Below are 14,255 nucleotides of genomic sequence, written 5' to 3'. Positions count from 1 at the left end.
ATGCCATGATCTCGTTTAATCTCTCCAACCCGACCAGCATCGCCTTCGGCAAGGGCGCGATAGCGTCGCTCTCGGAACTGGTCCCGGCCCGAACCCGCGTCATGCTCGTCTATGGCGGCGGCAGCATCAAGCGCAACGGCGTCTATGAGCAGGTGATGCGGGCGCTCGCCGCATGCAGCGTGATCGAGTTCGGCGGCATCGAGGTCAATCCCCATTACGAAACGATCCAGAAGGCCGCCGCGCTCGCCAAGGTGGAAAAAGCCGAACTGATTCTGGCCGTGGGGGGCGGCTCGGTCGTCGACGCCGCCAAATTCCTCGCCAGTGTCGCCGCCGTCGAGGAAACGGACCCATGGGATGCTTTCCTAAAGGGCGAATATCCCGCCTCGCCCCTGCCGGTCGGCGTCGTACTCACGCTTCCCGCCACGGGTTCGGAAAGCAATCCGGTCTCGGTGATCACCAGCGTGACGCGTCATCTCAAATTGCCGTTCAGCTATGAGAAGGCCCGCCCCCGGTTCGCCATTCTCGACAGCGACACCATGGCGAGCCTCGACCGGCGGCAACTCAGCAATGGCGTCGTCGATGCCTTCACCCATGTGCTGGAGCAATATGCGACGGTAAAGGACAATACCCCGATCCAGCAGGGATTCAGCGAAACCTTGCTCAAGGTACTGCTGGCATGGGGGCCGGTCTTGCTCGAAGACAATTCCGACGAGGCGCGCGAAAACGTCCTCTGGGCCGCCAATCAAGCGCTTAACGGGCTGATCGGGGCCGGCGTCAGGCAGGATTGGTCGACCCATATGATCGGCCATGCGATCACCGAACTGCATGGCCTCGACCATGCGCGGACGCTGTCGCTGGTCATGGCCTCGGTCTTCAGGAGCCGGATCGCGGCCAAGCAGGACATGCTGGCCCAGTGCGCGCGCGAGGTCTGGGATTTCGGCGCGGGCAGCGACGAGGAAGCCGCCCGGTTCGCCATCGATCGCATCGAGGCTTTCTTCATGGCCATGGGGGCGCCGGTCTCGCTGGCGGATATCGCCCCGACCGAAATCGCCGTGGATGCCATTGTCGATCACATCGCGCGGGCCGGGCAACTGCCGCTTGGCGAGGGCCGCGATATCGGCGCCGAAGAGGTGCGCGCTATCCTCAACGCGATTCCGGCCACGCCTCCGATGCAGGCGGCATAAGCGCCATGACAGCAAGAAGCGGGCTCTCGGCCCATATCGGCTACATGTTCGGTGAATACCGTCTCGAAGAGCGGTTCGCAGCGGCGGCGCGGGCCGGCTTCGATGCCGTTGAGCATCCGCATCCCTTCGCGCTGGCGGCGCCGGCCGTCAAGGCGCTGCTCGAGGAGAGCGGGCTGAAATTCTCCCAGCTTGCCGTCGGCGCGGAAGTGGCCGACGGACCCGGCAAGGGGCTTGCCGCGCTGCCCGGGCAGGAACGCGCCTTCCGCGATGCCCTGCTGCACGCCCTCGATTACGCGGAGGCCATTGGCTGTCCCTATATCCATCCGATGGCGGGCATGCCGCCGGCGGCTACGCCAGAGGTCGAGCAGACATATCGCGACAATATCGCCTTTGCCGTCGAGAGCTGCCAGGGGCGCGGCCCTTCGGTGCTGATCGAGGCAATCAGCCGCAAAGTGGTGCCGGGCTATCATCTGCATAGGCTGGAGCAGGCTGCGGGCATTGCCGGAGAATTCGCGCCCGGCGCCGTCTCGATCCTTGTCGATACCTATCATGCGGCGGTGGATGGCGTGGACGGCGTTGCGGCCATCGGCACATATGCGCCGCTGCTCGGGCATATTCACATTGCCGATTGCCCGGGACGCCATGAGCCAGGCAGCGGCACGCTGGATTTCCCGGCGATCCTTGGGGCGCTTCATACCGCCGGCTATAAAGGCGCGATCGGCTTCGAATATATCCCGGCTGGCGATACCGAGCGCGGGCTTGGATGGCTTTCCGAGTGGAAACGGCAGATCGCCGCATAAGCCGCGTGTAAGCATTGAACATCGAACTGGAGCGCTTGTCATGACGGCACAAGACCTTACCGGGAAGGGCATTATCCTCTCCCCCAAGACGCTGCCCTTTCACGATCGCGGCGGCGGCGCGAGAACGACCCCCCTGGTCACGCCCAAGATCGGGGCGAAGAATTTTATCAGCGGCATCACCGCCTTCGAGCCCGGTGCCGCCATCCCGGTGCATTTTCACAATTGCGATGAAAGCGTGATGGTGCTGTCCGGCAATGCAATTGCAGAGCTTGACGGCGAAGCGCATGCGCTCTCGGTCCAGGATACGACCTTCGTTCCGGCCGGCGTGCCGCATCGCTTCATCAACGCATCGCAGACCGAGCCGATGTCGATCCTGTGGATCTATGCCTCGATCGAGGCCAACCGCACCATTGTTGCAACAGGAGATACCCGGCCCATCGCCATGGAAAGCGCCGGGCCCCGCTAACGCTTCCAGCAGGACAGGCCGCAATTCCGGCGGTTTGGAAGTGTGCTAAAACCAGGATTGCGGCGGTTCGGCCGCGCATCGGAAACGGCGGGGGCTCAAGATGGCTTGCGCCCGAAAGAGAGGACATCGATGGTGGTTTGAAATTTTGACTATGACGCCGTATGAGGCGCTGGAATAAGGCTGCCTGGCGGCCTTCTCGGCGTGTGCGGCCAAACGTAGTGGCAATCGGGGGTATCACTGCCATGCAAAAAAGCCGGCAAACGACGATGCAGGCACATGTTCCCGCGCTGAGCAGCGCCAAGAAGATCATCGACTATATCTGTGCCAGCGCCGAGCCGCGCGGCATTTCCGACATCGCTCAGCATGTGCATCTGCCCAAAAGTTCGGTGCATCGAATATGCTGGGCGCTGGTGGACCTCGATATCCTTTCCGATGCGGGCAATGCCTTTCAGCTGGGCTATACGGTGCGCGAATGGGCCAATGCCTTCGACCGGCAGACCTCGCTCACCGCCGAGTTCAACGCGCTCGACATCGACATGGCCGCGCTGGGGCATGGCACGCTCAATCTGAGCGTTCTCAACGGCGATCAGGTCGTCTACGTCGCCAGCCGGCAGGGCGCCGAATCGCTGGGCATCACGTTCAGGGTCGGCATGTCGCTGCCGGCGGTCTTTACCGCCACCGGCAAAGCCATGCTGAGCAGTTTTCCCGAGGCCGATATTGCGGCGATCGCCCGCGACTGGCCCGAGGCGCGCACACGCCGCAGCGTTGCGGATGTGGACGGGCTCAATGCGGAGCTGGCCGCCTGCCGGGAGCGCGGCTTTTCCATCGAGGACGGGCAGTTGCGGGAAGGCATGCTGTGCCTGGGGGTGCCGATATTCGGACCGGACACCCGCGCCATTGCCGGCCTGGCGCTCGGCATGCTCAGCGCCGAAGTGCGGGGCAATATCGAGCGATACGGGACCGAATTGCGCAAGATCGGCGACGCGCTGTCGCGCCGGATGGGCGGACGGCGGCAAAACTAACAACGCATTCCGGCCGGCGTCAGACGACAAGGCACGCTCCTCCGTCGATATTGATGGCGACGCCGGTGATGTAGCTGGCGCGTTCGGAGGCGAGGAAGGCGATGACGTCGCCGGCCTCGGCACCCTCGCCGACGCGCCCCAGAGGGACGCCGCGCTTGTCGGCCTCCCGGGCATAATGCTCATCGAGGGTGCGGGGAGCATCGGGACCGCTGGCGCTTTCGAAGCGCCGTTCGTGCTGGCCGCTCTTGATGAAGCCGATGCAGACGGTGTTGACGAGGATATTGTCGGCGGCCAGGTCGTGAGACAGCCCCTTGGTGAAGGCGATCCCGGCGGCCCGCGAAATGCTGGTCGGCATCTTGCCGGCGCGCGGGGTGCGGCCATCCAGATTGGTGACGTTGATGATGCGTCCGCCGCCCGCCTGGCGCATCGGCGGCAAGGCGGCCCGCACCAGATGGATCGCCGCCCAGAGCTTGAGGTCGAAATCGGCTTCCCACTCATCCTGTGAGACGGCGTCGAAAGGCTTGGCCAGCGATATTCCGGCATTGTTGACCAGGATGTCCACGCCGCCAAAGGCGCTCACCGCCGCATCGACAATGCGCCCGGCCGCGCCCTTGGCGGTGATGTCCTGGTCAAAGGCCAGCACCCGGCCCCGATGGGCGGCGGTGATCCGCTGCGCCGCCTTTTCGAGCACGTCCTTGCGCCGGCCCACGATGACGACATTGCCGCCCTCCTGGGCAATCCGCGCGGCGGCGGCAAATCCTATACCTTCGCCGCCGCCGGTGATGATTGCCGTCTTTCCGTCCAGTCCGAGTTCCATCACTTGGCTCCAATCAGATTTCGCTGTCGGCCTGAACCTTGCGGAAGACCCGCAGCGACGACAGCAGCAAGGCCGCCAGGGCAACCGAAAGCAGGGTGAGGGCGAGCGGGCGTTCGAAGAATATCCCGAAATTCCCGTTCGACATTTCGAGCGACTGGCGCAGGGCGCGTTCGATCATCGGCGTGAGCACGAGAGTGAGAACGAGCGGCGCGACGGGAATGTCGAGCTTGCGTAGCAGATAACCCGCCACGCCGAAGGCCAGGGCGACCCAGATGTCGAAGACGCTGTTATTGAGCGAATAGACCCCGATGATGCAGAAGACGACGATGATCGTCACGAGTATCGGATAGGGCACTTTGAGCAGTTGGACCCAGAGCGGGATCAGCGGCAGGTTGAGCACCAGCAGGATGGCATTGCCGACCACGAGGCTGGCGATGACCGCCCAGACGAATTCGGAATGCTCGATGAACAGGCTCGGTCCGGGGATCAGCCCGTTGATCATGAAGGCGCCCATCAGGACGGCGATGGTCGGGGAGCTGGGGATGCCGAGGGTAAAGAGCGGGATCATGGCCGCATTGGCATAGGCATTATTGGCGGTTTCCGGGCCGGCGACACCTTCGATCATCCCGGTGCCGAATTTTTCCGGGGTCTTCGAAAGGCGCTTTTCGACGGCATAGGAGAGGAATGTGGGGATCATCGAGCCGAGGCCGGGGATCAGTCCCAGCGGAAAGCCGATCAGCGTGCCGCGCGCGATCGGCGCCGCCGAAGCCTTCATGTCCTCGCGCGAGAGATAGACCGAGGAAACCTTGTGGGCGAAGACGCCGCGCGCGCGGGCCTCGGCATTGGTGAGGATTTCTCCCAGTCCGAACAGGCCCATGATCACCGCCACGATGTCGAAGCCATCGTAAAGTTCGGGCGTGCCGAAGGTATAGCGTCCGGTGCCCATGATGGGATCGATGCCCACTTGCGCGATGAGCATGCCCAGAACGGCGGCGATCATGGCCCGCACCATGGACTGGTTGGCCAGGGCGGTAACGAAAGCCAGCCCGACGATGAGCAGGGCGAAGATTTCCGGTGGGCCGAAGGTCAGTGCCAGCTTGGTGAGCGGCAAAGCGAGGACGACGAGGCCGATAGTGGCGATCATGCCACCGATGAACGAGCCGATCGCCGCGACGGCGAGGGCCGGTCCGGCCCGGCCTTGCTTGGCCATCTGGTAGCCGTCCAGGCAGGTCACCGCCGAGGCGGCTTCGCCCGGCGTATTGATCAGGACAGAGGTGATCGTGCCGCCATACATGGCGCCGTAATAGATGGCGGCGAGCATGATGATCGATCCGGTCGGATCCATCACCGCGGTGATGGGGATCAGGATGGCGGTGCCGGCGGCCGGGCCGATGCCGGGCAGCACGCCGACCATTGTTCCGAGAATGCACCCGATTAGCGCGAAGCCGAGATAGCTGGGCTGAAGAACGGTGGCAAAACCGCCCAAGAACAGGGAAAGCGTTTCCATGAAAACCGCTCCTGGCTAGATCGGAAAGGAACCGGCAGGCAGGGTGACCTTGAGCCAGTGCGAGAAAACGAAATAGACGCCGAAACTGCCGGCGAGCGCCACCGTGATCAGCGGCAGGGGCTTGCGCAGGCCCAGCGTGATGAGAACCAGCAGATTGACCGCGAGCATGGTGATGGGAAAACCGATGGTTTCCAGCCCCAGCGCCGCCATGGCCAGGGCCGCCAGAATGGCGAGAAGGCGCCAGATGCCGCCTTCCTGGGGCCAGAAATCGGCGGGCAGGTCGCGAACCGGCTCGCGCCAGGCTCCGAAAGCGGCCAGCAGGCCGAGAACGGTCAGCAGCAGCGACAGCCAGAAGGGGAAGAATCCCGGCCCCGGGCCGATCGAGGTGTAATAGGGCATGCGGGAGGCGCCATAAAACAGGGCCAGTCCACCGGCGGCGATCGTCAGGCCGCCAATCGTGAATAGCTGCCGATTGGTCATAGGCTCCTCCTCAGAAGGCCGTAGCGTCCGAAGTCCGCCTCCGCCCGAATTTCGGGCGGAGGCGGGGGGCCATTACTGGCTCTGGGTCTTGGCTTGCGCGATCAGGGGCGCGAAGCGGGCGTCGACCGCGTCCCAGAAGGTCGTGTAATCGGCGGCGTCGAGATAGGTTATGCTATTGCCGAGTTCCAGCATGCGCTGCTGCAGCGTTTCATCCTGGGTGATCTTGGCCATGGCGTCGCTCAGGCGGTCGATGACCTCCTGGGGGGTGCCGGCGGGCACGGCGAGGCCGATATTGGAGCCGATCGGCTCCACGCTCAGCCCGGCCTCGGCAAGAGTGGGCACGTCCGGCACCAGTTCGGAGCGCACCTCGTCCATGACGCCCAGGATGCGGATCGTGCCGGCATTATGATGGGTGAGCAATTCGCCGATCGAATTGAAGCTGACATCGATATGGTTGCCGAGCAATGCCGTGACCTGCGGTCCGCCGCCCTGGAAGTTGACGGTGGCCATATCTGTCTCGGTGCCCATCTGGAAGGCGATATTGGCGAAATGGCCCGTCGACATATAACCCGTCGTACCGCTGCGAAGCCCGCCCGGATTTGCCTTGGCGGCCTCCACGATCTCGGTGACCGATGTGTAAGGACTGTCGGCGTTGACGGCAACGCCGAAGGGCGCGCCGTAATAAAGCGCGACCGGAACGAGGCTGTCGCGCGTGAAGTTGGACTCGCGGTCTTCGTCGAGATAAATGCTCGTGGCGGTGGGCAGCACCGCCCAGGTCAGGGTGTAGCCGTCGGGCCGGGCATTGGCGCCTTCGGTCAGGCCGATCTGCATCGAGGCGCCCGGACGATTGACGACTTCGATGGTCACGCCCAGCTCGTTTTCCAGAAGCGGCGCCGCGATGCGCGCGGCCATGTCGGTGCCGCCGCCGGCGGTGGAGGGCACGATGGTCGTTACCACCCGCCCTTGGACCGGATAGTCCTGCGCGACAGCGCCGGACGCCATGGCCAGCACGGTCAGTGCCGATGCAGTGAATCTGAGTATCATTTTCCTCGCCTTTTCAGTTCAACAGGATCTAGCAAGCCCTCTCTCCTCTTGGGAGGGTGCATCCATCGCTTCGCGGACGATTACTCCAGTCTGCGAAATTTCTTCAATGCATTGAGATGGCCGGGTAGTTCACGGCCGGGGAACAGCGATGGCCAGGCCGATGCCGTGACTTCCCCGACATAGAGATCGCCTCGCGAATCCACGGCGAGGCCGTGGGGGGAGGTGAATTGATGGGCAGCCGTCCCCGGACCGTCCTTGCTGTCGAGACGCCCGACCAGTTCGCCCTCGCCGGACAAAACCGATACCCGCGGTCCGAGATTGGGAGCGTCCCTGTTCACCGCCATATAGGGCGCGATCTCGCCGACATAGCAGCACGGGCAATCGCCATGGGTCATGCACAGGCCGCTCGGGCGGTGCAGATTGTTCCACTGCCCCTGATAGGTGCCCTGATCGTCGAAAATCTGGATGCGGTGGTTTTCACGGTCGGCCACATAGAGCAGGCCGTCCGCATCGGCGACAATATTATGCGGGAGATTGAATTCACCCGGTCCCGAGCCCGATTTGCCCCAGCTTTTGATATGCTCGCCCTGGGGCGAAAACACGTGTACCGCGGCATTGCCATAGCCATCGGTCACGAAGATTTCCCCGTTCCGGCCGAGCGCGGTATGGGTGCAGCGGTTAAAGGGACGCCCGCTCATATAGGGGGCCTGGTCTCCGGGTACGCCGATGCGCAGCAGCAGCTTGCCCTCAAGCGTACATTTGAGGACCGTGTGGCTGCCCTCATCGGTGCAGTAGATCGCGCCATCGGGCGCGATATGGACGCCATGCGGTTTCTGGAACAGATCCTGGCCCCAGCTCGCGCAGAAATTGCCGTCCCGGTCCAGAACCACCATGGGATGCGGGCCGCGATTGAAGACATAGACGCGATCGCGCTCGTCGACAGCGACGCCCGCAACTTCGCCAAGCACGATGTCGTCGGGAAGACGAATCCAATCCTGCTGAGCCTCGTAGCGAAAGCGCCCAGAGCCAAGAATTTCCGCCATATACCCTATTCTCCCGTCGCCGACGCCTTTTTGATCCGAAAGCGTCGGTAGCTGTATCACTTCATGAGAACGTATTATCATTGAGTGATAATAGTCAAGTGTGGGTTTTATCGTTAGAGACGATATTGTTTCTGGCGGCCGGCCGGGGCAGATAACGAGGATTGCTGTGAAAACACGCTGGAGGGGAGAAGATGAGCGATAGAAGTGACATCGGAGCCATCGCGCGCGTTCTGCGGCTGGTCAGCCTTCTTGCCGATCAGCCGAACGTTTCGGCCAAGGACGCCGCCGAAATCCTGGGATGGCCCCTAAGCACCACGCATAGGCTGTTGCGCCGGCTGATCGAGGCCGAATATGCGAGCCAGACCCGCAAGGGGGCCTTCGCGCCCGGGCCGGAGCTTTTCCGGCTGGCGGGACGGCTGGGCGGGCAGCAGCCGGCGGTGAGGATCGTCCAGCCGCTGCTCGATTCCCTGGCCGACAGGTTCCGGGAGACGGCGCTGGTGACGATTTTGCAGCGGCGCAATCTCCAGATGTATGTGGCGGCCTCGGCGGCCCCGCCCGATCCGATGCGCTATTTCATCGAGCTCAACCGGACCGCCGCGCTGGTCTGGGGCGCGCTGGGACGGGCAATGCTGGCGCAACTGAGCGCCGAGGAGATCGAAAGGGCCATACTCGGCCCGAACGTGCCCGATGCGCGCGGCAATCCGCTCGATCCCGACGAATTACGCAAACACCTTGCCGAGATCCGCGAGAACAAGTTCGCGATAACCTATTCCCATCGCACCATGACCTCGGTCGGCGTGGCGGTGCCCTTTCTCGATCATTCGGGCGAGCCCACCGGCAGCATCGGCTTCCAGATCCCCGAATTCCGCTATTCCGAAGAGCAGGCTTCCGACATGGTCGCCGCTCTCAAGGAAGCCGCCGCGGTCATTTCGCAGCAGATCGGTGCGCGGGTCGATCTATGATGGGTTAGAACGTGTCGGCGAGGAACCGAGCCCGTCCTCCTTGGCCGTGCTGATGCGCTGGCCTGCATCGACCGCGAGGCCAAGGCGGCGGCGCTACTCGGCCGGCCGCAGGCGCCAACGAGCACCGGCTGCACAAAGCGCCGGCAAGGGTTCCCGCGCGAACGCGGGAACCCTGCGCTTGGATCAGTCGCGCGGCACGATGGCCAGGGCGCGGACCGGGCTACCGGTGCCACCGATGATCTTGAGCGGAGCCACTACCAGCATGGCGCCGGTTGGCGGCAGCTTGTCCAGATTGGTCAGGCTGGCCAGGCCGTAGCGGCCGATGCCCAGGAGCAGGCTGTGGGCCGGGAAGGGAGGCGTGAAACCGGCGGCATTGCCGGCATCGGTGCCGACGCACTCGCTGCCAAAGCCCATCACGTTCTTTTCGACCAGGTACTGGACGCAGTCGACGCTGGGGCCGGGAGTATGGGAGCCGTTCTCATCGGCATTGAGGAAGGCTTCGGTGCTGGTATTGCGGTGATACCAGTCGGACCGCAGCAAAACCCAGGTGCCCGGCTGGATGTCGCCATGCTTGGCTTCCCAGGCTTGGACATGCTCCTTGGTCAGCAGGAAGTCCGGATCGGCCGCCACTTCGGCCGCGCAATCGATAACCGCGCAGGGGGCGACGAAATTCTTGACCGGCACGGTATCGGTGGTGTTTTCCGGCACGTCCTTGCCCGAAATCCAGTGCGAGGGTGCATCGAAATGGGTGCCGGTATGTTCGCCCAACTCCATCCAGCCCCAGGCCCACCAGGGGCCGTTCTGGTCGTATGCCGAGATTTCGTGCATTTTGAACTTCGGGGTGTTCTTGGCGAAATCCGGCGGCAGGTGGAGGATCGGGGTGTCTGGGCCAAGCGGCGCGGTCAGGTCCACGATCTCGATCTTGCCGCTCACCAGGGCGGTGGCCATATCGGCCAGAATTTGCTGCGAAGTCATGTTTTCTCCCTCGACTATTGGCGCCTGTTCGGCCTCGCGCCAGATGCGCCACTATGCTGACGTTACGGCAATTGCATGCATATGCAAGGCTGAATAACCCAGCAGACGCATGGCTTAGCAAATTATTTTAAGTGTATAATTTCAATGTTCGCATATTCATGAAAAGGCGGATTGGGGTCCAGCTGGATTGCACGCTCAGGTGCGGATGCGCGGATCGAGCAGGATATAGAGGAAGTCGACGATCAGGTTGGCGATGACGATGAAAAAGCCCGCCAGCATGACGACCCCGATGATCACCGGACGGTCCTGCGTCTGCACCGACTGGACGGCCAGCGAGCCGATGCCCTGAAGCCCGAATACCTGCTCGGTCACCAATGCGCCACCGAGCAGGGCGGCTATGTCGGCGCCCAATTGGGTGGTCAGGGGCGAGAAGATCGACCTTACGCCATGCTTGTAGATCACCTTGCGTTCCGACAGGCCCTTGGCGCGCGCCGTGCGGATATAATCCTCGCCCAGAACTTCGAGCAATTGTCCGCGCGTAAGGCGCGCATAGATCGCGGCCGAGGTCAACGCCAGGGTGAACCAGGGCAGGAGCAGATGCCAGGCCCAAATTCCAGGATTGGGCAGGAAGGGCCGGTAGCCGCCGGGAGGGAATAGGGTGAAGCCGGCCTGCCGCGGCAGGAAATAGAGGAAATAGAGCGCCGCCATGCCCAGCACGAAGGAGGGAAAGCTGACCCCGACCAGGACGAAGCCTTGTCCCAGCCGGTCGCGCAGACTGCCGGGATGGCGCGCCGACATGATGCCGATGGGTATGCCGAGGCAGAGCCACATCACCACCGCGCCGATACACAGGGAAATGGTCGCCGGCATGCGGTTCTTGATCAGTTCGATGACGGGCTGCTGGTTGCGGTAGGAATAGCCCAGATCGCCGCTGAGGCTACGGCCCAGAAAGCTCACATATTGCTCGATCACCGGCCGATCGAGGCCCAGATTCTCGCGCACCATGGCCACCTGCGCCTCGGTGGCGCGTTCGCCGGCCACCAGCCGCGCCGGATCGCCCGGTGCGACGAAGAACAGGGTGAAGACGAAGCCGCTGAGCATGAGCAGCACCAGCGCGGCAAAGCCGATGCGGCTGAGAATGAACCTGATCATGGGGTCGCACCAGACGTGAATTTGCGGGCCTTGCGGACCTTCAGCTTCGCGCTGTTGGGGTCGAGTGCATCGCGCAGGGCATCCCCGAGAATATTGAAGGACAGCGTGGTCAGCAGCAGCGCCAGGCCGGGGAACAGCACCAGCCACCAGGCGAACATATAGATGGAATTGTTGGCCGCCTCCGCCAGCATGCCGCCCCAGCTTGGCGCCGGCGGCACGATGCCCAGGCCAAGGAAGGACAAGGTTGCCTCGAAGATGATCGAGGTCGGCACCATCATGGTGGTGTAGATGATGATCGGCGCCGCCAGATTGGGCAGAATGTCGGTGAACATGATCGAGAGATTTCCGGCGCCCATCGACCGCGACGCCAGGACGAATTCACGCTCCTTGAGCGACAGCACCTGGCCCCTGATGACGCGGCCCATCGTGGTCCAGGAGAAGAACACGATCACGGCGACGCTGAGCGATACGCTGGGACCGAACACAGCCACCAGCGACAACATGCAGAGCAGCACCGGGATGCTCATCACCAGATCCATCAACCGGCCCAGAATTGTGTCGATCCAGCCACCGAAATAACCCGACACGATCCCGACCGTGATGCCGATCAGCGCCGCCAGCAGCGAGGCGACGACGCCGATTGCCAGCGAGATGCGGGCGCCATGGGCCAGCCGGACCAGGACGTCGCGGCCCAGTTGATCGGTGCCGAACAGGAACTCGCCGCTGGGCGCCACCGGCAGGCCGGTAGGGGTGAGGCCGGTATCACGGAACTGCGCGGTCGCCGCATGCCCGGTCAGCGCCGCAATGGCGTCCGCCCCGATCGCGGTCGCGATCAGCAGGAGGATGAAGGCGAGCGAGATCAGCCCGGCCCGGTCCGCGAGCAGCCGGCGCATGGTGAGTTCGAACGAACTGCGTTGCTTGATCTCGGCGCTCATCGGACGAAGGCCTCACTCTTGCCGGTCTCGCCAGCCCGGCGGTAATCGGGGTCGGCAGCGGCCAGCAATTCCTGCGTATAGGGGTGCTGAGGCGCGTGGTAGAGCGTTTCGGTATCGCCCCTCTCGACCACCTGGCCGTCCTTCATCACGATGATCTGCGAGCTGACATGGCGGACCACGGCGAGGTCATGCGAGATGAACAGGTAGGACAGCCCCAGCTCGCGCTGCAGCTTGGCGATCAGGTTGAGAATCTGCGCCTGGATGGAGACGTCGAGCGCCGAGACCGGCTCATCGAAAATGATGATTGACGGATTGAGCGCGAGCGCCCGGGCAATGCCGATGCGCTGGCGCTGGCCGCCGGAAAACTCGGATGGAAAGCGATTATAGTGCTCTGGATTGAGCCCGACGATTTCCATCAAGTCGCGCACCCGGTTCTTGCGGTCGGCGCCATGGGCGACATTCTGGATCCGGAACGGGTCGCCGATGATCGAACCTACCCGGCGCTTGGGATTGAGCGACCCGAACGGGTCCTGGAACACCATCTGGATGCGCTTGCGCATCTCGACCCATTGGGCCCGGTCGAGGTCGACAATGCTCTGCCCCTCGATCCGCACCTCGCCCGATGTGGGCGGCAGGAGGCCGGCAATGATGCGGGCGAGCGTGGACTTGCCGCAGCCGCTTTCCCCGACAATGCCGAGCGTCGAACCGCGCGGCAATTCGAGACTGACGCCCTTGAGCACCTCGATGCCGGGCTTGCTGGAAAAGATCGAGCGACCGCCATAGGTCAGGCGGACATCGGCAACGCTGACCACGTTTTCGGCCTGGAGCGCGGCTTCCGCAGGGGCGTCGGGGACGGAAGCGGCCGCGGCCGGAACGCTCGACGCCTTGTTCTCCAGCCAGCAGAGCGATTGCGTACCGTCCTCGAAAGTGCGGAGCGGCGGCCGTTCGGCGTGACAGATATCCATGGCGGCGGGACAGCGGGGCGCAAAGGCGCATGCCTTCTGATCCAGCAGCAGGCTCGGCGGCTGGCCCGGAATGGAGGGCAGGAGCCCGCGGGCATTATGCGAGGGCGAGGAATTGAGCAGGCCCAGCGTATAGGGATGGGCCGGCTGGCGCAGCACCGCGTCGCCCCGCCCGAATTCCATGCGATTGCCGGCATACATGACCATGGCATGGTCGGCCACCGACGAAAGCAGTTCGAGATCGTGCGTGACCATGATGACGGCGGTGCCCAATTCGCGACGCATCTCGTTGAGCAGGCCGATGATCTGGGCTTGAACGGTGACGTCGAGCGCGGTCGTCGGCTCGTCGGCGATCAGCAGGGCCGGGCGCAGCACGATGGCCATGGCGATCATGACGCGCTGGCGCATGCCGCCGGAAAACTGGTGCGGGTAGTCGTGAACGCGCTTCTCGGCATCGTGAATGCCGACCCGCGCCAGCATGTCGACGGTTTCCTTGAGCGCCGCTTCCTTGCTGATGGTGCGGTGGGTGCGGATGGCCTCGGTGATCTGGTCACCGATAGTATAGAAGGGATGCAGGCTCGATAGCGGGTCCTGCGAGATCATCGCGATGCGGTTGCCGCGCAGATGCTGCATCTCGCGCTGCGAAAGCTCCAGCAGGTTGCGCCCTTCAAAGAGGATTTCGCCGGAAATCTCGGCGCCCGGCAGCAGGCCCATAATGGCCTGGGACAACACGCTTTTGCCCGAACCCGATTCCCCGGCAATGCCGAACAATTCCTCGGCCTCGACCGTAAAGGAGACATCGCGCGCCGCATGGACCGCGCCGTCCCCGGTCGGGATATCGATGTTCAGATTTCGGACGGAAAGCACGGACATATTGGGGGAGCCGATAGCAGAGAATAGCAGGGG

14 protein-coding genes are annotated in these 14,255 nt (G+C 63.5%); 5 read left to right on the top strand and 9 right to left on the bottom strand.

Annotated features, from left to right (window positions below; genetic code table 11):
* Positions 1–5 precede the first annotated feature (5 nt).
* The 4 genes from O9Z70_RS14965 (at position 6) to O9Z70_RS14950 (ending at position 3,472) form a co-directional block, all read left to right on the top strand.
* Entirely contained in the window at positions 6–1,184 is a 1,179-nt protein-coding gene (locus tag O9Z70_RS14965; RefSeq protein ID WP_286020237.1) for an iron-containing alcohol dehydrogenase, read from the top strand.
* Positions 1,185–1,189: 5 nt separating this feature from the next.
* On the top strand, positions 1,190–1,984 hold the full coding sequence (locus tag O9Z70_RS14960; RefSeq protein ID WP_286020236.1) for a TIM barrel protein: 795 nt from the start codon (positions 1,190–1,192) through the stop codon (positions 1,982–1,984).
* 40 nt (positions 1,985–2,024) lie between these two features.
* Entirely contained in the window at positions 2,025–2,450 is a 426-nt protein-coding gene (locus O9Z70_RS14955) for a cupin domain-containing protein (protein ID WP_286020235.1), read from the top strand.
* 266 nt (positions 2,451–2,716) lie between these two features.
* Positions 2,717–3,472 (top strand): IclR family transcriptional regulator, encoded by a 756-nt coding sequence (locus O9Z70_RS14950; protein WP_286020234.1) that lies wholly within the window; start codon positions 2,717–2,719, stop codon positions 3,470–3,472.
* Between the two features lie 19 nt (positions 3,473–3,491).
* On the opposite strand, the gene O9Z70_RS14945 is transcribed toward O9Z70_RS14950, so the two are convergent.
* The 5 genes from O9Z70_RS14945 to O9Z70_RS14925 form a co-directional block, all read right to left on the bottom strand.
* Positions 3,492–4,289, bottom strand: a complete 798-nt coding sequence (locus O9Z70_RS14945; RefSeq protein ID WP_286020233.1) for an SDR family NAD(P)-dependent oxidoreductase — start codon at positions 4,287–4,289, stop codon at positions 3,492–3,494.
* A 13-nt stretch (positions 4,290–4,302) separates the two neighbouring features.
* Positions 4,303–5,796, bottom strand: a complete 1,494-nt coding sequence (locus O9Z70_RS14940) for a tripartite tricarboxylate transporter permease (protein ID WP_286020232.1) — start codon at positions 5,794–5,796, stop codon at positions 4,303–4,305.
* Between the two features lie 15 nt (positions 5,797–5,811).
* Positions 5,812–6,276: a tripartite tricarboxylate transporter TctB family protein gene (locus O9Z70_RS14935; RefSeq protein ID WP_286020231.1), complete on the bottom strand. Its 465-nt coding sequence runs from the start codon at positions 6,274–6,276 to the stop codon at positions 5,812–5,814.
* 72 nt (positions 6,277–6,348) lie between these two features.
* The gene (locus O9Z70_RS14930; protein ID WP_286020230.1) at positions 6,349–7,320 is read right to left on the bottom strand and encodes a Bug family tripartite tricarboxylate transporter substrate binding protein; all 972 of its coding nucleotides are present in this window, start codon (positions 7,318–7,320) and stop codon (positions 6,349–6,351) included.
* Between the two features lie 80 nt (positions 7,321–7,400).
* Positions 7,401–8,363 (bottom strand): peptidyl-alpha-hydroxyglycine alpha-amidating lyase family protein, encoded by a 963-nt coding sequence (locus tag O9Z70_RS14925; RefSeq protein WP_286020229.1) that lies wholly within the window; start codon positions 8,361–8,363, stop codon positions 7,401–7,403.
* Between the two features lie 191 nt (positions 8,364–8,554).
* On the opposite strand from O9Z70_RS14925, the gene O9Z70_RS14920 reads away from it, so the two are divergent.
* A complete protein-coding gene (locus O9Z70_RS14920; RefSeq protein ID WP_286020228.1) occupies positions 8,555–9,325 on the top strand; it encodes an IclR family transcriptional regulator in 771 nt (256 codons plus the stop codon).
* A 183-nt stretch (positions 9,326–9,508) separates the two neighbouring features.
* Here the strand turns inward: O9Z70_RS14920 and O9Z70_RS14915 are convergent, their stop codons facing one another.
* From O9Z70_RS14915 to O9Z70_RS14900, 4 genes are all read right to left on the bottom strand, one after another.
* Positions 9,509–10,300, bottom strand: coding sequence for a cyclase family protein (locus tag O9Z70_RS14915; RefSeq protein ID WP_286020227.1), 792 nt, complete (start codon positions 10,298–10,300; stop codon positions 9,509–9,511).
* A 195-nt stretch (positions 10,301–10,495) separates the two neighbouring features.
* On the bottom strand, positions 10,496–11,452 hold the full coding sequence (locus O9Z70_RS14910; RefSeq protein WP_286020226.1) for an ABC transporter permease: 957 nt from the start codon (positions 11,450–11,452) through the stop codon (positions 10,496–10,498).
* The gene (locus tag O9Z70_RS14905) at positions 11,449–12,387 is read right to left on the bottom strand and encodes an ABC transporter permease (protein WP_286020225.1); all 939 of its coding nucleotides are present in this window, start codon (positions 12,385–12,387) and stop codon (positions 11,449–11,451) included. The genes O9Z70_RS14910 and O9Z70_RS14905 overlap by 4 nt, the downstream gene beginning before the upstream one ends.
* A complete protein-coding gene (locus O9Z70_RS14900; RefSeq protein WP_286020224.1) occupies positions 12,384–14,222 on the bottom strand; it encodes a dipeptide ABC transporter ATP-binding protein in 1,839 nt (612 codons plus the stop codon). The genes O9Z70_RS14905 and O9Z70_RS14900 overlap by 4 nt, the downstream gene beginning before the upstream one ends.
* Positions 14,223–14,255: the final 33 nt, after the last annotated feature.

This window comes from Devosia sp. YIM 151766 (assembly GCF_030285925.1).
In the GTDB taxonomy this organism is placed as follows: Bacteria; Pseudomonadota; Alphaproteobacteria; order Rhizobiales; family Devosiaceae; genus Devosia.
Note: the sequence above shows the minus strand (reverse complement) of the source record. Positions and strands in the feature narration are given on the sequence as shown.